Genomic DNA, 18,993 nt, shown 5'->3' with positions numbered 1-18,993 from the left:
ACCCAGGAGGGGTGCCGGGCCGCCCGCCGTTCCGGGAGGGCGTTACTTCACCGCGCCCGCCATCACGCCCGCCACGAACTGGCGCTGGAAGGCGAAGAAGACCGCCAGCGGGATCAGCATCGAGACGAAGGCGCCAGGGCCGAGGATGTCGATGTTGTTGCCGAACTGGCGGACCTGCTGCTGGAGGGCGACCGTGATCGGGGGGTTGCCGCTGTCGGCGAAGATCAGGGCGACCAGCATGTCGTTCCAGACCCAGAGGAACTGGAAGATGCCCAGGGAGGCGATGGCCGGGCCGCCCAGGGGCATGACGACGCGCAGGAAGAGCCGCAGCTCGCCCGCGCCGTCCAGGCGGGCGGCCTCCAGGAGCTCGCGGGGGATCTCCGCGAAGAAGTTGCGGAGGAGGAAGATCGCGAAGGGGAGGCCGAAGGCGGTGTGGAAGAGGACCACGCCGGTGGTGGTCTGGAAGATGCCGATCTCGCCGAAGAGCTTGGCCACCGGGATCAGCGCGACCTGGATCGGGACCACCAGCAGGCCGACCACGATGAGGAACCACACGTCGCGGCCGGGGAAGTCCATCCAGGCGAAGGCGTAACCGGCCAGGGCGCCGATCACGACGACCAGCAGGGTCGCCGGGACGGTGATGGCGAGCGTGGTCCAGAGGGAGTCGGTGATCTGCTGGTTGCCCAGCAGATTGTCGTAGCCGCTGAAGGTGAGCTGTCCGGGGTCGGTGAAGACCTTCCACCACCCGGAGAGGTCCACCTCCGACGGGTCCCGCAGGGAGGACAGCAGCAGTCCGGCGGTCGGCATCAGCCACAGCAGGCCGACCAGGATCAGGACGACCCGGAGGACCCCGCCGCCGGCGCGGGCGGCGATCCGCGCGACCGGGGACTGCTTCGCCTGTACGACCGTGTCCGCGCTGGTCATCGGCGGCTCTCCCTTCGGATCCGGCGGATGTTGATGAACATGACGGGCAGCACGAGCAACAGCAGCAGCACGGCGATCGCGCTGCCGAGGCCCTGGTTGACGTCGGTGCCGAAGGACGACTGGAAGAGCTGGAGGGCGAGGACGTTGGCGTCGTCCTGGGAGGGTCCGGGCGCGATGATGTAGACGAGGTCGAAGATCTTCATCACGTTGATCATCAGCGTGACGACGACGACCGAGAGCACCGGCGCCAGCATCGGCACCGTGATCCGCCGGAAGACCTGCCACTCATTGGCGCCGTCCATCCGCGCGGCCTCCATCAGCTCGCGCGGCACCCCCGCGAGCCCCGCCGCGATCAGCACCATCGCGAAACCGGCCCAGATCCAGACGTACGCGCCGATGATGGCCGGGGTGACGAGGGACGGGCCGAGCCAGTCCACGCCGTTGTACGGCTCGGAGAAGTTCCAGGCGGGCAGCCGCAGTTGGGCGCCCTCGGCCTTGGCGGGGAGGGTGTACGTACCGTCCGCCGCCGACTTCGTCCGGGCGACGACCTTGCCGTCCTTGACCGCCTCGATCTTGAGGTCGGCCATCGCCTTCTCGCCCTTGTCGATGGTCCCCTGCTCACCACCGCCGCCCCGGGTGAAGTCGAACCAGACGGTGCCGGTGACCTTCCCGGGCTCGGCCTTGGCGGCCTTGGCGTCCTGCGCCCCGCTGATGTCCCCGCGCTTGGCCGCGACCAGCGGCAGCGAGGCGGGGGTGCCCGCGCGCACGGCGTCCTTGGTGGTGAACGAGCCGTTCGACGCCTCGGTCAGCCCGGCGGTGGGACGCGGATGGGCGCCGGGGAACGGCGGCGACTCGCTGAAGGAGTCATGTACGCCCACCCACATGGCGTTGGCCACGCCCTTGTCCGGGTCCTGCTCGTAGACCAGCCGGAAGATGATGCCCGCCGCCAGCATCGAGATGGCCATCGGCATGAAGACGACCAGCTTGAAGGCGGTGGCCCAGCGAATCCGCTCGGTGAGCACGGCGAAGATCAGGCCCAGCGCGGTGGAGACGGTCGGGGCCAGGATCAGCCAGATGACGTTGTTCTTGATGGCCGTCTTGGTGGCGTCGTCGGAGAACATCTCCTGGTAGTTGTCCAGGCCGACGAAGCCATTGCCCGAGGCGTCGAAGAAGCTCCGGTAGACGGAGTAGGCGATCGGATAGACGACGAGCGCCCCGAGCAGCACCAGGGCGGGCAGCAGGAACACCGCCGCCAGCCAGGGCCGGGTGCCCATGAGGCTCTTCCGCGCACGTGCGCTCGGCCGATTTGCCGGTGGGGAGGACGATGCCCGGCCAGGTGTGGCCGCGCCGTCCGCTGTCGCGGTCGACATGATGTGGTTCTCCCGGTCGAGTCGTCAGTTCTTGTACGCCTTGGCGGCATCCCGCTCCAGCTGGCGCTGGATGCCTGCGACATTCCTCGGGTTCTTGAGAAAGTCCTGGAGCGCTTTCCACTCGCCCTGCGCCGGCTTGCCGCCGAAGGAGGCGGGAGCCTGGTCGGACATGTCGAACCGGAAGTCATTGCCCGCCGCGATCAGCGCCTGTGCGATCTTGCGCATGGAGGCATTGGGATAGGCGCTGAACTTGACGTTCTTGTTCGCCGAGATGAAGCCGCCGGACTGGGCCCAGATGGTCCCGGCGTCGGGCGAGGCGAGGAAGGTGAGCAGCGCCTGCGCCGCCTTGCTGTTCTTCAGCGCCACGCCGACGTCGCCGCCGGTCACGACGGGCGCGTCCGCGCCCACCGCCGGGAACGGGAACACCTTCGCGTCCTGGTCCAGCTCCGCGCCCGCGTCGGCGACGTTGGCGGCGACGAAGTCGGCCTCGAAGACCATGCCCGCGTCCGGCTCGGCCTTGTTGCCGAACGCCTTGGTGACGGAGTCCGGGAACGCGGTCTGGAGCGCGCCGCCCCGGCCGCCCGCGACCAGGCCCTTGGTGCCCCAGAGCTCGGCGAGTGTCTCGAGCGCCTTCTTCACCGACGGATCGGTCCACTTGATCTTGTGCTGGGCGAGCTGGTCGTACTTCTCCGCGCCCGCCTGGGAGAGATAGACGTTCTCGAACCAGTCGGTGAGCGTCCAGCCGTCCTGGCCGCCGATCGCGACCGCGTCGGTGCCGGAGTCGGAGATCAGCTGGGCCTGCTCCAGGAACTCCTGCCAGGTCTTGGGCACCTTGGCGCCCGCGTAGTCGAACGCGGAGGTGTTGTACCAGAGCAGGGATTTGTTGCTGGCCTTGAAATACACCCCGTAGGGCTTGCCCTGGTACGAGCCGAGATCCTGCCAGCCCTTGGCGAAGTTCTTGGTCAACTCGGCCTTGGCGGCGGTGTCGAGCGGCTTGGCCCAGCCCTTCTGGGCGAACTCGCGCATGACGCCGACCTGTCCGACCATCGCGACATCCGGCGGAGCGCCGCCCGCGATCTTCGAGCCGACGAAGCCCGCCATGTCGTCACCGCTCGGTACGAAGGAGACCTTGGCGCCGGTGCGCCTCTCGAACTCCTTGAGCACCTTGGTGAAGTTCTCCTGCTCGGTGCCCGTCCAGACCGCCGTGACCTGGAGTTTCTGCCCCTTCAGATTCGGCAGTTTCACGGTGTTGGGCGGCGGGCCGCCGCTGACCGTGTCTCCGTCGTCGCCGCCGCAGCCCGCGGCGGTGAGCATGAGTGCTCCCGCCGCCAGCAGGGCCACCGCGACTCGTGTCGAACGCTTCGTAGGAAGCGATACGTGCATCCCCGTGTTCCCTCCGATGCCGGCCGCCCCCGCGCGGCCGTGTCCCGTGCTGAGTAGTCCTACGCCCGGTCACCGAACGTGGCAATACTGCGTCCGGCGTTCACTCACGGATCGTGACCGGGCCGTGATGAAGAGTCGCCGTGAAACAGGGCAGGTGGGACAGACGGGAGGATGGCCGGAACGGATCGGAAACTCGGCCAGGGGGGATGGGAACGGTCGGGAACGGGCGCGAAACGGACGGGAATCGGGCGGGAATCGGACAGCTATCGGGCAGGGTACGGGCGGTGAGGGGCGGGGCCGGTCAGATCAGCGCGGGTGCGGTGGGCGCGTCCGCCGACTGCGCGGCGCGCTGCAGCGCACTGGCGAGAAGCGCCAGGTCGGTGGGGCCGTTCCCGAGCTCGCGCAGCGGCCGGCGGGCGGGCGGATCACCCATCCGCCGCCACTCCAGCGGTACGACGGTGGGCCGCTGGGTCGCGGTCCGCGGTATCCGTCCGGTCACCCGGCCCGCCTGAAACGGCGTTCCGGCGGCGTCATCCGGGCGGAACAGCCGCCCACGGCCCGGCGCCGGATCGCCGCCCGGGGCGGCTGCGGCGGCGGGGGTGGATGTGACCGAGCGTGTCGATGCGGCGGGGGAGGTACCGGGCCTTCCGGGCTCGCCGGGGTGTGCGGAGTGGGTGGCGTGTGTGGGTCCGGTGGGGTGTGTGGGTCCGGTGGGGTGTGCGGGTCCGGTGGGGTGCGCGGGTCCGGTGGGGTGCGTCTGGCCGGTTGGGCGTGCGGGCGCCGCGGTGTTCAGTGGGCGCGCGTCCAGGGCGATCCGCAGCGCGGCCCGCTCGACGGCCGCCGTGTCCGCCGTACGGTCCGGACGGCCGGACGCCACGACCAGATGCACCCCGAGGCGCGCGCCGTCACGGGCGATCGCCTCCAGCGCCCGGACGACCGAACCGGACGCCGGCCGGCCGGGGCTGCCGAGGGCCGGGGCCACCAGCGCGTCGAAGTCGTCGACGATCACGACGAGACGGGGGAGGAGGGAGTGCGGACGGGCGGGCGCCGAGCTCTCGGTGCGCGTGCGCTGGGCGCGCAGATTGAGCGTGTGGAGGGTGTCGCTCGGGGGAGGGTCGATATCGCCGGGCGGGCGAGGCGCGACGACCCGGGGCGCACCGGCCGCACCCGGCGTGCCAGGGCCGGACGCGCCCGTGTTGGCGCCCCTGGTGCCGCCCGAGGTGCCGCCCGAGGTGCTGCCCGGACCCGCGTCGTCGCCGCTGTCGCCGCCGCTCTCACCCTCGCCGGGGTGGTGGGGCCGGGCGTGCCAATCCGTGAAGTCCTGCCGGCCCAGCAGTTCGGCGCGGCGCTTGAGCTCCGAGCTGAGGGCCTGTGCGAACTCCCGCATGCGTACCGGGTCGGTGGCCGACAGATGCGTCGAGACATGCGGCAGATCCGTGCACACCCGCAGCCCCTCGCCCGCTCCGGCCCCGGCGCCGTCGACCAGGATGAGCTCGAGCCGGTCCGGCCGTTCGGCGGCCGCGAGCGAGGCGGCGAACGAGCGCAGCAGCTCCGTCTTTCCGGTGCCCGCCGCGCCGTCGATCAGTGCGTGCGGACCCTCCTCGGCGGCCAGATCGACCGCGAGCGGGCCGCGCGGACCGGCGCCGAGGACGGCCAGCGCCCGGCCGCCCGCCGGGACCTCGTCCGCCGTGGCCGCCCAACGGGCCAGCAGGGACGCGGGCGTGGCCCGCGCGAGCCCCAACTCGTCCAGCAGCCGCGCCGAGTCCGGCAGCGGGACGGTCGGCGGGCCGTCGGAGCCGCCGAACGCGCCGTCCTGCGCGGAGGCGGCCGGGCGCAGGGGCGCGAGCGCCCGCGCGAACCGCTCGGCCCACGCCGCCGACACCGCGTCCACGGTGATGGTCGTGGTGGCGCCCGTCGCGCCGGTGATCCCGTTGACCCCACTCGTGCCGGGCGCGGCCCCGTCCCCGTGGACGATCTGGAGCGCCGTGGCCACATCACCGCTCAGCACGGCCGCCACCCCGCACGCCGCGAACGCGGCGGACGCGGAACGCGCGGCCTCGTAGCTCATGGGCAGCGGGGACGTGGGCGACGCGGCGGGCGCCTCGGCCAGACAGAGCAGATGGATTCCGGCCGCGGAACCGGTCACCGCCAGCCGGGCGAGCGTGTCGCGCAGCGCGCCCGGACCTGGGGCGCCGTCCACGACCACCACGGTGTACGGCCCGAAGTGGCGTGCGGCCACGGACTGCGCGGCGGCCGGGGAGGCGCTCGCCCAGCCGGGGCCCAGCGGCCCGTCCTCCAGCCGCCGGGTCAGTTCCTCCGTACGGGCCGCGGCCTGCTCCACGTCGTACGCGAGCAGCAGCCGGCAGTCCTGCCCGCGCAACGGCTGGACCTGCGGCAGCCAGCCGAGCCACGACCACTCCGCGAGCCGCTCCTCACCGCTGATCAGGACGATCTCCAGCGCGGCCGGTGAGTGCAGGGCCGCCAACTGCGCCACGACGGACCGGGCGAGCCCCGCAACCCGCGTCCGCGGGCCCGCGAGACCCAGCGAACCGCACTGCCGCAGATCGACGGTCACGGGCGCGGCGGGCAACGGCCCGCCCTCGGCCGTCAGCTGGTCGGCCGAGCCGAGCCGTACGGTGAGCGCGTCCGGATGCCCAGGGGCGCGCTCCCAGAGGCGCGAGCCCGGCCCCAGCGCCGTCATCAGCATGGTGGCCGGATCCGGCCACCGCCGCTGCAACGCCTCCGCCTCCGCGGCCGCCCGCGCCGCCACGCCCTGGTCCTCCCGCACCCCACCCCGCTCGGCCGCCTTCCCCCCGGCCAACTGCCGCACCCAGGCCCCTATCCCCCGCCGCCGAGCCTGCGCCCCCGGCGCATCCAGCGCATACCCCCCGCCATGCGTAAGCTCCCCGGCACCCCGCCGTCCGGGGGCGTCGTACGCCGCGCCTCCGGCCTGCGGTCGCCCGCCGCGCCGGTCACTGTCGGCGGGAGCCCCGCCATATCCCGGGCGGCCGGGGTCGGCCGAGCCGGGGCCGCCGCGCGCCCCGGCGCCCGGCTGGCCGCTGTACGGCGCCCCGCCGTAGCCCGCGTCGGCGGAGGGTCCCTGCGGGCCTTCCTGGCCGCGTCCTTGGCCGTACGGCTGACCGCCGCCCCGGGCGTCGCCGTACCCCGCGCCCGGACCGGACTGCCGCCCGGAGTCGGCGTCGCCTTCGCGCTGCCTGCTGCGGCCTGTGCCACCGGGGCCCGCCGGGTCGGTTCCACGGGGTGTGGGCCGGTGGTCCTGGGCGGCCTTCGAGTGGCGGCTGCCGGTCGGCCGTGGGCCGTGGGCCGGATGCGCGCTGCCGCCCGCGCCGGGTCGGCTCTGGTCGGCTCGTGCGGGCTGCCCCGCTGGGCCTTGTCCGGCGGTTCGGGCCCCGGGGGTGCGCTCACTGCGTCGGGTGCGGGCGGTGGACGGGTCCTCGTACGGCTGGGCGCCGGGGGCCGAGGGGCCCCGGCCGCGCCCGGCAGCGTCGCCGCGCGGATCGGGGGCCGCACCCTCGCCGGGGCTCCAGTCGTCGTCGTTCCGGTGGGCGTAGGAGCTCGCCCCGCCCGGGATCCCGGTGCCCGCGTCGCCGCGCGGTCCGGTGCCTGTGCTGCCGCTATTGCCGCGCGGCCCGGAGGGCGCTCCCGCACCGGGGCTCCAGCCGTCCTCGCTCCCGTGGGCGCCGGCCCGGTCGTGGGACTCGTGGTCGGGCCGGCCCACTCTCGTCCAGCCCGTGCCGGGGTGGCGGGTGGGAGGGGTCCAGGGGCCCTGGGCGGTGTCGGTGGGGGCGGCGGGCTGGGGGGCGCCGGTCCAGGGGGCCTTGGTGTGGGTGGGGTGGTCACCGGCGGGGGTGACGCGGAGGTGGCCCTCGCCGTCCGCCTGGACGGGGAGGCGGGTGGGGGCCGAGGGCATCGCCGGTGCCGTGGAGGGGACGCGCAGCCGCAGGGCGGACTCACCGATCCGCAGCAGCGCCCCCGGCTCCAGGGGCACCGGCTGGGGGCCCACGGGGACGCCGTCGGCGGCGGTGCCGTTCGTGGAGCCCAGGTCGGCGATGGTCACACGGCCGTCCGCGGCGACCGTGACCGCGCAGTGCAGCCGGGAGACGTCGGGGTCGTCCAGGGGGACGTCCGCGTCGGCGGAGCGGCCGATGCGGACTTGGCCGCCGTGCAGCAGGTGGACGCCGCCCGCGTCGGGTCCCGCGACCACGTCCAGGTGGACCGTGGCGTCGGCGACGGCGGTCTCGGGCAGGCCGGGGTAGCCGGGGTAGTGGTCGGAGTCGGGGTCGGCGGGGCCGTGCAGGGAGAGCACCGCGCCGTCCACCAGCGGCGGCTCGCCGAGCGCACAGCGCTGCGGGTCCAGCCGCTCACCCCCCGCGTACAGCACCACCGCGCCGCCGCTGCCGCCGGAACCCCCCGCCTCGTACCCGGCGGCGGCGACCGCGTCGGCCAGCCCGCCGGCCACCGCGGCGAGGGCGGTGCCGACGGGCGCGGTGACCAGGACGTCCACCGCGCCCACGAGGGCGTGCGGCCCGGACGCGGGCGCAGGATGGTGGCCGGAACGGCCCGGGTGGGCGCTGCGCGGCCCGAGGACGGTCAGCCGAATCTGCATCGCCGTCAACGGTCCCTTCTGTCCGGGGGGCCGGGCAGGGGTGCCGACCCCCACCACCGCCCCCAGGCCCTTCGGCACGTACAGGTCCGTACGGGGTCGTACGGGTCACGGAGCGTGAGCCTCCCGGCGCTCGGCGCTTCCGTGCTGCCTGCATCCTCGCACCTGCCACCGACAGTTCGCCCGCCGCCCGGCGCTACATGATCTTGATTGGTCGGCTAGTCGGCCGAAACTGGCTGATTGCGACCGGAACGGCCGCCCTTGAGCCGCCCTTGAGGTGAGGGAAGCCGCCCCGGCCGCGCCCCTCCGCGCCTCGCCGCGCCCGTTTGAGCGGCGATTGAGCGGTCAACGAGCGACCCGGACCACTGTTGGCAACCATCCGTCCGGATCACACGTCTTCCCACGGACCGGACCCGGTGCCGGACCCTGGCACCGGACCCCCGCGCCGGACCCTCGTGTGGTGATCGGATAGGGCGCACCGTGTGTCGCCATTACAGTGGGGCGGACGAGTACAACAAGACGAGCACCAGAGCAGACCCACACAGCAGACCATCGCAGTCCACCGATGTAAGACCACGATCAGGGAGCGCATGACGTGCGGCCGGTAGGCAGCAAATACCTGCTCGAGGAGCCGCTCGGGCGCGGAGCCACGGGCACCGTCTGGCGAGCCAGCCAGCGGGAGACGGCGGGGGCCGAGGCGGCCGTGGCCGGGCAGCCCGGCGAGACCGTCGCGATCAAGGTCCTCAAGGAGGAGCTCGCGAACGACGCGGACATCGTCATGCGCTTTCTCCGCGAGCGCTCGGTGCTGCTCAGGCTCACCCACCCCAACATCGTCCGCACCCGCGACCTGGTGGTCGAGGGTGATCTGCTGGCCTTGGTCATGGATCTGATCGATGGCCCGGACCTGCACAACTACCTGCGCAGCAACGGCCCGTTCACCCCCATGGCCGCATCCCTCCTCACCGCCCAGATCGCCGACGCGCTCGCCGCCAGCCATGCCGACGGCGTGGTCCACCGCGATCTGAAGCCCGCCAACGTGCTGCTCGCGGGCACCGGCGAGGGCCAGGAGATGCACCCGATGCTGACCGACTTCGGCATCGCGCGCCTCGCCGACTCGCCCGGCCTCACCCGCACCCAGGAGTTCGTCGGCACCCCCGCCTATGTGGCGCCGGAGTCCGCCGAGGGCCGTCCGCAGACCTCCGCGGTGGACATCTACGGCGCGGGCATCATGCTGTACGAGCTGGTCACCGGCCGTCCGCCGTTCGCCGGCAACACCGCCCTCGAGGTGCTCCACCGCCACCTCAGCGAGGAGCCGCGCCGCCCCTCGACCGTGCCCGAGCCGCTGTGGACCGTCATAGAGCGCTGTCTGCGCAAGCGGCCCGAGGAGCGCCCGAGCGCCGAGAGCCTGGGCCGGGCGCTGCGCGTGGTCGCCGCCGGTGTCGGCGTGCACGCCTCGGCCGCGCAGGCGGAGGCGGCGCTCGGGGTGGCCGCGCTGCTGGCCCCGGACCCGGCGCCCGCGCCGGTCCCGGACACCGCGCCCGCGGGCGCGGCCGACCCGACCCAGGCGCTCCCCACGAACGCCCCGGGCGGCACCCCTTCGTACGATCCAGCCGCGCCCACCAATGTGATGCCCACCACAGGCGCGAACGCCGGGGCCAACGCCGACCCCACCCAGGTGCTGCCGAGCGGCTCCGGGCCGGGCGGAGGCGCCGATCCGACCCGCGCCATGCCGCCCGTACCGCCCGGTGGGCCCGGCCAGGACGATCCGCACCCCTGGCAGAACCAGCTGCGCGCGGCCCGTGACCGCAATGAGCAGACCCAGGTCCAGTACCTCGACCCGAGCGAGGACCCGCTGCGCCGTCGGCCCCACCGGCCCGCGCCGCCACCGCAGCAGTACCAGCAGCAGCAGTACCAGCAGCAGCAGCAGTACCAGCAGCCTCAGCAGCCGCCCCAGCGCCGGCGAGGCCGCCAGCAGCCGCAGCAGTACCAGCAGCCTCAGCAGTACGCCCCGGCGCCGCACCACCCGCAGCAGCCCCAGCCGCAGCGTTACGCCCCGCCGCCGCAGCAGCCGGAGCCGCGCCGCGAGCCCCGGCAGCGGAGCTCCAACCCCAACCGGATGAAGATCCCGGGCCTGGGGTGTCTCAAGGGCTGTCTGTTCGTGATCGTGGTCCTGGTCATCGGCTCCTGGCTGGTCTGGGAGCTGAGCCCGCTCAAGGACTGGATCGCCGACGGCAAGGGCTACTGGGACGCGGTCTCGGGCTGGGCCAAGGACATCGGCCAGTGGATCGAGGACCTCGGCGGCCCCAGCAGCTGACCCGCCCCGGTCCTGTTCGGGCCCGGGGCCCCGGGCCCGTCCCCGGTCCTGGCCCGTCTCCGGTTCCGGTCCGGCTCCGCCTCCGTACCTCCCACTCCGGTGATTTGTCGACATCCGAAGGGTGTTTTCCGCCGCAGAAGTGACAGTTGGCGTTGTCTGGTGCACCCAACGCGCCAGTAGCCGCGTAGCTTTGTCGCCAACGTGCCCCCCTTGTCGGAGGATTCGGAGCAGTCTTGTCACGGAAGATCGGCAGTCGGTACACCGCGCATCAGCTCCTGGGGCGCGGCAGCGCCGGCGCGGTGTGGCTGGGTGACGGGCCCGAGGGACCCGTCGCCATCAAGCTCCTGCGTGAGGACCTCTCCTCCGACCAGGAGCTCGTGGAGCGCTTCGTCCAGGAGCGCACCGCACTGCTCGGCCTCGACCACCCCCGGGTGGTCGGGGTACGCGACCTGGTGGTCGACGGCAATGACCTCGCGCTGGTCATGGACCTGATCCGCGGTACGGATCTGCGCACCCGCCTCGACCGCGAGCGCCGGCTCGCCCCCGAGGCCGCCGTCGCGATCGCGACGGACGTCGCCGACGCGCTGGCCGCCGCGCACGCCGCCGGGGTCGTCCACCGCGACGTCAAGCCGGAGAACGTGCTGCTGGACATGCAGGGCCCGCTCGGCCCCGGCGGTGCCCACCCCGCCCTGCTCACCGACTTCGGTATCGCCCGGCTGGTCGACGAGCCGACCCCGATCCGCGCCCAGCCCGCCCGCGACCGGCAGTCCTCCCAGGGCCGCTCGCCGAACCCGCGCAGCGTGATCGGCACCCCGGACTATCTGGCCCCCGAGATCGTCGAGGGGCTGCCGCCCAGGGCCAGCGTGGACGTGTACGCCCTGGCGACGGTCCTGTACGAGATGCTGGCGGGCTTCACGCCCTTCGGCGGCGGTCATCCGGGCGCGATCCTGCGCCGCCATGTGACCGAGACCGTGGCGCCGCTGCCCGGGATCCCCGACGAGCTGTGGCAGCTGCTCCTCCAGTGCCTGGCCAAGGCGCCCGCCTCCCGGCTGCGCGCCTCCGAGCTGGCCGCCCGGCTGCGCGAGCTGCTGCCCAGCCTGGCCGGATATCCGCCGCTGGACATCGACGAGCCCGATGAGCAGCAGGAGGGCGGCGAGCGGGAGGGCGCGGAGGCCGAGACCCCGCACCGCGGCGTCTCCGTCCCCGCCGCCGGGCCCGCGCCGCGGACGCCCCCGCGGCGGCGCGGCGCGGTGCCGCTGGTCCCGGGCGCGGTGCCGGACTCCAGCCGGGAGACCCACACCAGCATGCGGGTGCCCAGCGCGGACGAGCTCGCGGGCGGCGCCCACGGCACCGCGCGCGCCCCCCGGGTACACGGCCAGCGCCGGGCGGGCTCGGCCCGTAACCCCGCGGTCGCGGGCGCGCTGCGCCGCCGCCGGCTGAAGGTGGCCGCGGTCACCCTGGCCGCGCTGGTCGCGGTGGCGCTCGGCGGATGGCTGGCGGCGAGCGGCGACGACGGCGGCGACCCGCCCAAGGGCGGCGAGCACTCCGTCTCCCAGGACCCCGGTACGCCATGACCGGGGACGGGGTCAGTCTTCGGTAGCGGTTACGCTGGTCCCGTGGCAGTCGTCGATGTATCCGAAGAGCTGAAGTCCCTCTCCTCGACCATGGGGTCGATCGAGGCCGTCCTGGACCTCGACAAGATGAGGGCCGACATCGCCGTGCTCGAGGAGCAGGCGGCGGCCCCGTCCCTGTGGGACGATCCGGAGAACGCGCAGAAGGTCACCAGCAAGCTCTCCTATCTCCAGGGGCACCTGCGACGGGCCGAGGAGCTGCGCGGCCGGATCGACGACCTCGAGGTGCTGTTCGAGCTCGCCGCCGACGAGGGCGACGACGACGCGCGCGTCGAGGCCGAGGCCGAGCTGGAGGCCGTCCGCAAGTCGGTCGACGAGATGGAGGTGCGCACCCTCCTGTCCGGCGAGTACGACGCCCGTGAGGCGCTCGTGAACATCCGCGCCGAGGCGGGCGGGGTGGACGCCGCCGACTTCGCCGAGCAGCTCCAGCGGATGTATCTGCGCTGGGCCGAGCGCCACGGCTACAAGACCGAGATCTATGAGACGTCGTACGCGGAGGAGGCCGGCATCAAGTCGACCACCTTCGCCGTGCAGATCCCGTACGCCTACGGGACGCTCTCCGTCGAGCAGGGCACCCATCGCCTGGTGCGGATCTCGCCGTTCGACAACCAGGGCCGCCGCCAGACCTCCTTCGCGGGCGTCGAGGTGCTGCCGGTCGTCGAGCAGACCGACCACATCGAGATCGACGAGTCCGAGCTGCGCGTGGATGTCTACCGCTCCTCGGGCCCCGGCGGCCAGGGCGTCAACACCACCGACTCCGCGGTGCGGTTGACCCACATCCCCACCGGCATCGTCGTCTCCTGCCAGAACGAGCGCTCGCAGATCCAGAACAAGGCCACCGCGATGAACGTCCTCCAGGCCAAGCTGCTTGAGCGGCGCCGCCAGGAGGAGCAGGCCAAGATGGACGCGCTCAAGGGCGACGGCGGCAATTCCTGGGGCAACCAGATGCGTTCGTACGTCCTGCACCCGTACCAGATGGTCAAGGACCTGCGCACCGAGTTCGAGGTCGGCAATCCGCAGGCGGTGCTCGACGGTGAGCTGGACGGTTTCCTGGAGGCCGGGATCCGCTGGCGCAAGCAGCAGGAGCAGGGGAAGTAACCTTCCCGCTCGCCCCAACCGGTCGCGCACACCGCGTTTTTGGTCACAGTCCGGTACCCATGCATGCGGCAAGGACTTCCATAGCGGACATCTCGCGTGCAATGGCCTTGACGGTGGTCTGAAAACTGGGAAGGCTGACGCGCGGCATGCGTATGACTGGGGCGCGTGTTGCACGGGGGCCGGCGGACCGCCTCAGACGGATAGAGGCCCGCGGACTTTGAGACCCCCCGAGCCGTTGCCCCGTGCATAGCTGCTCCATTGACGAGTACAGCTACTGGGGGTAGCAGGCAGATGACGAAGAAGACGCGGCTGCGCGTGGCGCGAATAGCGGCCGGTGCGGTGATCGCCGCCGGCGCGTCGCTCACCGCCGCCGGCGCCGCATCGGCCGTTGGTGTTGATGTCGGTATCGGCGGCGTGAACGTTTCCGCGAACGCGGACGAGAAGGGCCTGGACGTCGGCGTCGGTATCGGCAACGGTAACGGCAAGCCGACCGACGAGCCCACCGACGACCCGACCTCGATCCCGACGGAGCCGACGGACGAGCCGACCGTCCCGCCCACGGACGAGCCGACCCAGCCGCCGACGGACGAGCCCACTCAGCCGCCCACGGACGAGCCGACCGAGCCGCCGACCGGTGAGCCGACTCAGCCGCCGACCAGCGAGCCGAGCGGCGAGCCCACCGACGGCCCGACCGCCCAGCCGAGCACGCCCGGCCAGGGCGGCACCGGCGGCGGTGGCGACGACAGCACCTGCACGGTGGACCTCGACAGCACCAACTGCGACGACAACACCGGCACCGACAATGTCGGCTCCAAGCCGGTGGAGCAGGGCAAGGCCAAGGAGCAGCTGGCCGAGACCGGTGCCTCCGAGACCACGTTCCTGCTGGTCGGCGCCGCGACGATGATCGCCGGTGGTATCGGCTTCCGCTTTGTGCCGCGTCTGGTGAACCGTAACAACGTGGCCTGATCGCGCGACTCACGCACGGTAAGGGGCCCGGAGCGCTAAGCGCTCCGGGCCCCTTGTGCGTTTATCGGGCCCCCGGTGCGTTCAGGGGCGCCATACCCGGCGTATCGCTTCGTAACGCTCCGTTACGCCGTCGCCATCTCATGCGCGAGCACGGCCACCGTGATGAGCGCCACCAGCAGCGCTATCAGCGCGGCCGGGGTCAGCCCGCCGAACATGCCCTCCTGCTGGAGGCGCTCCCTGCTGGCCCGGCAGACCGGGCAGCGGCCCTCGCTGACGGGGCTCGCGCAGTTGGCGCAGACGAGCCTGTCGTACGTCATGCGCTTTCTCCTCCCGCGCGGCGGTGCCGCAGTAGACACGGGGCCAACGCTCAGGGAAATGGGTTGGTTCCCCTTCCACTGTGCCAGCTTCCGTCCGGTTCGGCGCGCCCCGCACGATTCCGTGCCGTATCCGTACCGGTTTCGTGGCCGTTTCAGCCGCCCCGACGGGCGGCTTGTCAACCGTTTGACCCCAATAGTGCAGTGAAGAAACCCACCCACGCCGGACGGCGGACTGCGCGCCCATGCGCGCTTCGCGTATGGTCACGCTCACCGACGGGAGCCGCTTCGGCTGCAGCCCGTACCGCTACCCAGGTCGACCGTGGTGCATCAGTGATCCGATTCGACAACGTATCCAAGACATACCCCAAGCAGACCCGTCCCGCACTCCGGGATGTCTCGCTCGAGATCGAAAAGGGCGAGTTCGTCTTCCTGGTGGGCTCCTCGGGGTCGGGAAAATCCACTTTCCTCCGGCTGCTGCTCCGCGAGGAGCGCGCCAGCCATGGCGCGGTCCATGTGCTGGGGAAGGACCTCGCGCGGCTGTCCAACTGGAAGGTGCCGCAGATGCGCCGCCAGTTGGGGACCGTCTTCCAGGATTTCCGGCTGCTCCCCAACAAGACGGTCGGGGAGAATGTCGCCTTCGCGCTCGAGGTGATCGGCAAGCCGCGCGGCGCCATTCGGAAAACCGTTCCCGAGGTGCTCGATCTCGTGGGTCTTGGCGGTAAGGACGACCGTATGCCCGGCGAGCTCTCCGGTGGTGAACAGCAGCGGGTGGCCATCGCCCGCGCGTTCGTCAACCGTCCGATGCTGCTGATCGCCGACGAGCCGACGGGAAACCTGGACCCCCAGACCTCCGTCGGCATCATGAAGCTGCTGGACCGGATCAACCGGACCGGCACCACGGTCGTCATGGCCACGCACGACCAGCAGATCGTGGACCAGATGCGCAAGCGCGTGATCGAACTTGAGAAGGGCCGCCTCGTCCGCGACCAGTCCCGCGGCGTCTACGGCTACCAGCACTGAAAGGACGCCATGCGCGCCCAGTTCGTCCTGTCGGAGATCGGCGTCGGTCTCCGCCGCAATCTCACGATGACATTTGCGGTCATCGTCTCCGTGGCCCTCTCGCTCGCCCTGTTCGGCGGGTCCCTGCTCATGCGCGAGCAGGTGAGCACGATGAAGGGCTACTGGTACGACAAGGTCAACGTCTCGATCTTCCTCTGCAACAAGAACGACAAGGAGACCTCGGCCAACTGCGCCAAGGGCGCGGTCACCGAGGCGCAGAAGCAGGAGATCGAGTCCGAGCTCAAGCAGATGAACATCGTGGAGTCGGTGCACTTCGAGACCAGTGAGGAGGCGTACAAGCACTACAAGGAGCAGTTCGGCGACTCACCGCTGGCCGACTCCCTGACCCCGGACCAGATGCAGGAGTCCTTCCGTATCAAGCTGAAGGACCCCGAGCGCTATGACGTCATCTCCACGGCCTTCGCCGCCCGGCCCGGGGTGCAGGAGGTCCAGGACCAAAAGGCCCTGGTCGACGACTTGTTCAATCTGCTCAACGGCATGAACTTCGCGGCGCTCGGCGTGATGACGCTGATGCTGATCGTCGCGCTGATGCTGATCGTCAACACCGTGCGGGTGTCGGCGTTCAGCCGCCGCCGGGAGACCGGGATCATGCGATTGGTCGGCGCGTCCAGCTTCTATATCCAGATGCCGTTCATCATGGAGGCCGCCATCGCGGGGCTGCTGGGCGCGGGCTTCGCCTGTGTACTGCTGGTCAGCGGGCAGTACTTCCTGGTCAACAACTGGCTGGTGGACAAGATCGATGTGATCAACTTCATCGGCTGGGACGCGGTGCTGGCGAAGCTGCCACTGGTGCTGGCGATTGGCCTGCTCATGCCCGCTCTCGCGGCGTTCTTCGCGCTCCGCAAGTACCTCAAGGTGTGACATTCGCCTACGGCGCCGTACCGGATAACGCCCGGTACGGCGCCTGTTGGTGCCCTACACTCACCGGCATGTCGGGCCCGTGTTTGTTCGTCCATCCCCGCCGCATTCGCCGCGGGGCCGCCCTGACATTGGTCTTCGTCGGCGTGCTCGCCACCGGGGCGGCCGTCGGTTCCTGGGGCGCCGAGCCCGTATCGCGCCGGGACCCCCAAGCCGCCCGGATACCGGCTCGCGCCTACGTCGCCGCGGTGGAGAGCGACCAGGTCAAGGCGGCCGCGGCCGCGGCCCAGGAGGACGGGAAGTCCGGTTCCAAGGCCGCCCGTGAGGTGGTGAGCCGCAGCGGAGACCGGTGGGGCGCGGTCTACAGCGCCCGTGAGTACGAGGGCTACCGTCAGACCCTCGACGGCGCCTACGTCGGCGTCGGGATCTCCGCCCGCCGGGACGCCCAGGGGCGGATCGCGGTGGAGCGGGTCGAGCCCGGCAGCCCCGCCCAGAAGGCCGGGGTCCGGGCCGGTGACCGGCTGCGCACGGTCGACCACAAAACCGTGACCGGGCGGCCCGTCACCGAGGTCGTCGCCCTGCTGCGCGGCCCCGCCGACGGCTCCCCGGGCACCCGGGTGGAGCTCGGGCTGCGGCGCGGCGGCCACGAATGGACGCAGGAGCTCCGCCGGGCCCGGATGGCCACGGACCCGGTGACCGTCGACCGGCTCAGCGGCTACGACGACCACAGACCCGGCGCCGTCCGGATCAAGGTCGACTCGTTCACCAAGGGCACCGGAGAGCGGATCCGGCACGCGGTGCGCTCCATCCCCCGGGGCGACGGCGTCCTGCTCGATCTGCGGGGCAACTCCGGCGGACTGGTCTCCGAGGCCGTCACCGCGGCCTCCTCCTTCCTCGACGGTGGCCTGGTCGCCACCTATGACGTCCGCGGTGACCAGCGAGTTCTCGACGCGCGACCCGGCGGCGACACCGCCAGCCCGCTGGTGGTGCTGGTCGACGGCGGCACCATGAGCGCCGCCGAACTCCTCACCGGCGCCCTCCAGGACCGCGGCCGCGCCGTGGTCGTGGGCTCCAGGACCTTCGGCAAGGGCTCGGTCCAGATGCCGAGCGAACTCCCCGACGGCTCGGTCGCCGAGCTCACCGTCGGCCACTACCGGACCCCCGCCGGGCGTAACGTCGACGGCGAGGGCATCGACCCGGACCTGACGGTCAAGGGCGACGACGGTCCGTCCGCGGAGGCGCGGGCGCGCACGGTATTGAGTGGCCTCGGGGGCGGGTCCTAGTGCGAGAATGGCCTGACCATGGCTAAAGAGACGGGTCGCAAGCTGATCGCGCAGAACAAGAAGGCGCGGCACGACTATCACATCCTGGACACCTACGAGTGTGGTCTGGTGCTGACCGGTACCGAGGTGAAGTCGCTCCGCCAGGGGCGCGCCTCGCTCGCGGACGGCTTCGCCCAGCTCGACGGCGGCGAGGCATGGCTGCACAACGTGCACATCCCCGAGTACAGCCAGGGCACCTGGACCAACCACTCGGCGCGCCGCCGGCGCAAGCTGCTGCTGCACCGGGCGGAGATCGACAAGCTGATCGGCAAGACCCAGGAGTCCGGCCACACCCTGGTGCCGCTGGCCCTGTACTTCAAGGACGGCCGGGCCAAGGTCGAGGTCGCGCTGGCCAAGGGCAAGAAGGAGTACGACAAGCGCCAGACCCTCCGGGAGAAGCAGGACCGCCGCGAGACCGATCGGGCGATCTCGGCGGCCCGCCGCCGCGAGCGCGCCTGAGGTCCCGCCGCCCCGGGGCGCGCCGACGTCCGTTCGGCACCCCCAGGGCGCGCCTGGCGTCGTCCGGCGCGCGCTGACGAGCGGGAATGATGTGGCCTTGTGGCGCGTTGTTCACCTATGATGGTTCTGCGCCCCACCGAGGGCGTGGCACCACCTTTGAAAACACAACATGGGGATGATCGGTTTCGACAGCGGCTGTCGAAGCAGGGGAAGCGAGCCGAGGAAGCGGCAATGATCTCGTAAACCATATGTCGCAACCAATAATCGCCAACACCAAGCGCGATTCCTTCGCCCTCGCTGCCTAAGTAGCGACTTTGCGAAGTGTCAGCCCGGGGCTGTTCCCGACCCGGATCCTGGCATCGACTAGGGAACTAAACCACTAGACCCGGTCACGGGGTGTAGTGGGAAATCAAACAGTGACTGAGCCCGTCGGAGACTTGTCCGCGTGATCTCCGGGGCTGAGAAAAGCACAGCGGACTGCGCTCGGAGAAGCCCTGATTCCGCACCGTTGGACGCGGGTTCGATTCCCGCCATCTCCACTCATCCCATGTACGAGGGAAGGGGCGCGCCCCCCCCCGGGGGGCGGGCGGGGGGGTTGTGGGGGGGGTTGTGTGGGGGGGGGGTGGGGGGTGTGGGGGACCACGGGG

At 71.9% G+C, this 18,993-nt stretch carries 13 protein-coding genes and 1 other RNA gene; 9 read left to right on the top strand and 5 right to left on the bottom strand.

Going from position 1 to position 18,993, the window contains the following annotated elements; all coding sequences use genetic code 11:
- Positions 1-42: 42 nt before the first annotated feature.
- The 4 genes from ACFXB5_RS26500 to ACFXB5_RS26485 all read right to left on the bottom strand — a co-directional run bounded on the left by ACFXB5_RS26500 (position 43) and on the right by ACFXB5_RS26485 (position 8,304).
- Positions 43-924, bottom strand: coding sequence for a carbohydrate ABC transporter permease (locus tag ACFXB5_RS26500; protein WP_385212136.1), 882 nt, complete (start codon positions 922-924; stop codon positions 43-45).
- Positions 921-2,294 (bottom strand): carbohydrate ABC transporter permease, encoded by a 1,374-nt coding sequence (locus ACFXB5_RS26495; protein ID WP_385212134.1) that lies wholly within the window; start codon positions 2,292-2,294, stop codon positions 921-923. The genes ACFXB5_RS26500 and ACFXB5_RS26495 overlap by 4 nt, the downstream gene beginning before the upstream one ends.
- A 24-nt stretch (positions 2,295-2,318) precedes the next feature.
- Positions 2,319-3,677, bottom strand: a complete 1,359-nt coding sequence (locus ACFXB5_RS26490) for an ABC transporter substrate-binding protein (protein ID WP_385212133.1) — start codon at positions 3,675-3,677, stop codon at positions 2,319-2,321.
- A 301-nt stretch (positions 3,678-3,978) separates the two neighbouring features.
- Positions 3,979-8,304 carry an FtsK/SpoIIIE domain-containing protein gene (locus ACFXB5_RS26485; RefSeq protein ID WP_385212132.1) on the bottom strand — a complete coding sequence of 1,442 codons (4,326 nt, stop codon included), beginning with the start codon at positions 8,302-8,304 and terminating at the stop codon, positions 3,979-3,981.
- A 592-nt stretch (positions 8,305-8,896) separates the two neighbouring features.
- Between ACFXB5_RS26485 and ACFXB5_RS26480 the strand changes: the two genes are divergently transcribed.
- The 4 genes from ACFXB5_RS26480 to ACFXB5_RS26465 all read left to right on the top strand — a co-directional run bounded on the left by ACFXB5_RS26480 (position 8,897) and on the right by ACFXB5_RS26465 (position 14,310).
- A complete protein-coding gene (locus ACFXB5_RS26480) occupies positions 8,897-10,615 on the top strand; it encodes a serine/threonine-protein kinase (protein ID WP_385212130.1) in 1,719 nt (572 codons plus the stop codon).
- Between the two features lie 233 nt (positions 10,616-10,848).
- Entirely contained in the window at positions 10,849-12,189 is a 1,341-nt protein-coding gene (locus ACFXB5_RS26475) for a serine/threonine-protein kinase (protein ID WP_385212129.1), read from the top strand.
- A 42-nt stretch (positions 12,190-12,231) separates the two neighbouring features.
- The gene (gene prfB / locus ACFXB5_RS26470; protein ID WP_201857598.1) at positions 12,232-13,344 is read left to right on the top strand and encodes a peptide chain release factor 2; all 1,113 of its coding nucleotides are present in this window, start codon (positions 12,232-12,234) and stop codon (positions 13,342-13,344) included.
- Between the two features lie 291 nt (positions 13,345-13,635).
- Positions 13,636-14,310, top strand: a complete 675-nt coding sequence (locus ACFXB5_RS26465; protein WP_385212127.1) for a PT domain-containing protein — start codon at positions 13,636-13,638, stop codon at positions 14,308-14,310.
- Between the two features lie 122 nt (positions 14,311-14,432).
- On the opposite strand, the gene ACFXB5_RS26460 is transcribed toward ACFXB5_RS26465, so the two are convergent.
- Positions 14,433-14,627, bottom strand: a complete 195-nt coding sequence (locus tag ACFXB5_RS26460; protein WP_201857600.1) for a hypothetical protein — start codon at positions 14,625-14,627, stop codon at positions 14,433-14,435.
- A 330-nt stretch (positions 14,628-14,957) separates the two neighbouring features.
- Between ACFXB5_RS26460 and ftsE the strand changes: the two genes are divergently transcribed.
- From ftsE to ssrA, 5 genes are all read left to right on the top strand, one after another.
- Positions 14,958-15,647 carry a cell division ATP-binding protein FtsE gene (gene ftsE / locus ACFXB5_RS26455; RefSeq protein ID WP_009717451.1) on the top strand — a complete coding sequence of 230 codons (690 nt, stop codon included), beginning with the start codon at positions 14,958-14,960 and terminating at the stop codon, positions 15,645-15,647.
- 9 nt (positions 15,648-15,656) lie between these two features.
- Positions 15,657-16,568, top strand: a complete 912-nt coding sequence (gene ftsX, locus ACFXB5_RS26450; RefSeq protein ID WP_020870885.1) for a permease-like cell division protein FtsX — start codon at positions 15,657-15,659, stop codon at positions 16,566-16,568.
- Between the two features lie 68 nt (positions 16,569-16,636).
- Complete coding sequence (locus tag ACFXB5_RS26445; protein WP_385212125.1) at positions 16,637-17,848, top strand: S41 family peptidase; 1,212 nt, start codon at positions 16,637-16,639, stop codon at positions 17,846-17,848.
- Between the two features lie 18 nt (positions 17,849-17,866).
- Positions 17,867-18,346 (top strand): SsrA-binding protein SmpB, encoded by a 480-nt coding sequence (smpB, locus tag ACFXB5_RS26440; RefSeq protein WP_385212123.1) that lies wholly within the window; start codon positions 17,867-17,869, stop codon positions 18,344-18,346.
- A 171-nt stretch (positions 18,347-18,517) separates the two neighbouring features.
- Positions 18,518-18,888, top strand: a transfer-messenger RNA (tmRNA) gene (gene ssrA, locus ACFXB5_RS26435).
- Positions 18,889-18,993: the final 105 nt, after the last annotated feature.

Origin of the sequence: Streptomyces sp. NPDC059455 (genome assembly GCF_042750115.1) — a bacterium.
GTDB classification, from domain to species: domain Bacteria; phylum Actinomycetota; class Actinomycetes; order Streptomycetales; family Streptomycetaceae; genus Streptomyces; species Streptomyces endocoffeicus.
Note: the sequence above shows the minus strand (reverse complement) of the source record. Positions and strands in the feature narration are given on the sequence as shown.

Bases quoted from the DNA above. Each gene is read 5' to 3' on its own strand.
- ACFXB5_RS26500 (WP_385212136.1), bottom strand. From the start codon at position 924: ATGACCAGCGCGGACACGGTCGTACAGGCGAAGCAGTCCCCGGTCGCG.
- ACFXB5_RS26495 (WP_385212134.1), bottom strand. From the start codon at position 2,294: ATGTCGACCGCGACAGCGGACGGCGCGGCCACACCTGGCCGGGCATCG.
- ACFXB5_RS26490 (WP_385212133.1), bottom strand. From the start codon at position 3,677: ATGCACGTATCGCTTCCTACGAAGCGTTCGACACGAGTCGCGGTGGCC.
- ACFXB5_RS26485 (WP_385212132.1), bottom strand. From the start codon at position 8,304: ATGCAGATTCGGCTGACCGTCCTCGGGCCGCGCAGCGCCCACCCGGGC.
- ACFXB5_RS26465 (WP_385212127.1), top strand. From the start codon at position 13,636: ATGACGAAGAAGACGCGGCTGCGCGTGGCGCGAATAGCGGCCGGTGCG.
- ACFXB5_RS26460 (WP_201857600.1), bottom strand. From the start codon at position 14,627: ATGACGTACGACAGGCTCGTCTGCGCCAACTGCGCGAGCCCCGTCAGC.
- ftsX (WP_020870885.1), top strand. From the start codon at position 15,657: ATGCGCGCCCAGTTCGTCCTGTCGGAGATCGGCGTCGGTCTCCGCCGC.
- ACFXB5_RS26445 (WP_385212125.1), top strand. From the start codon at position 16,637: ATGTCGGGCCCGTGTTTGTTCGTCCATCCCCGCCGCATTCGCCGCGGG.
- smpB (WP_385212123.1), top strand. From the start codon at position 17,867: ATGGCTAAAGAGACGGGTCGCAAGCTGATCGCGCAGAACAAGAAGGCG.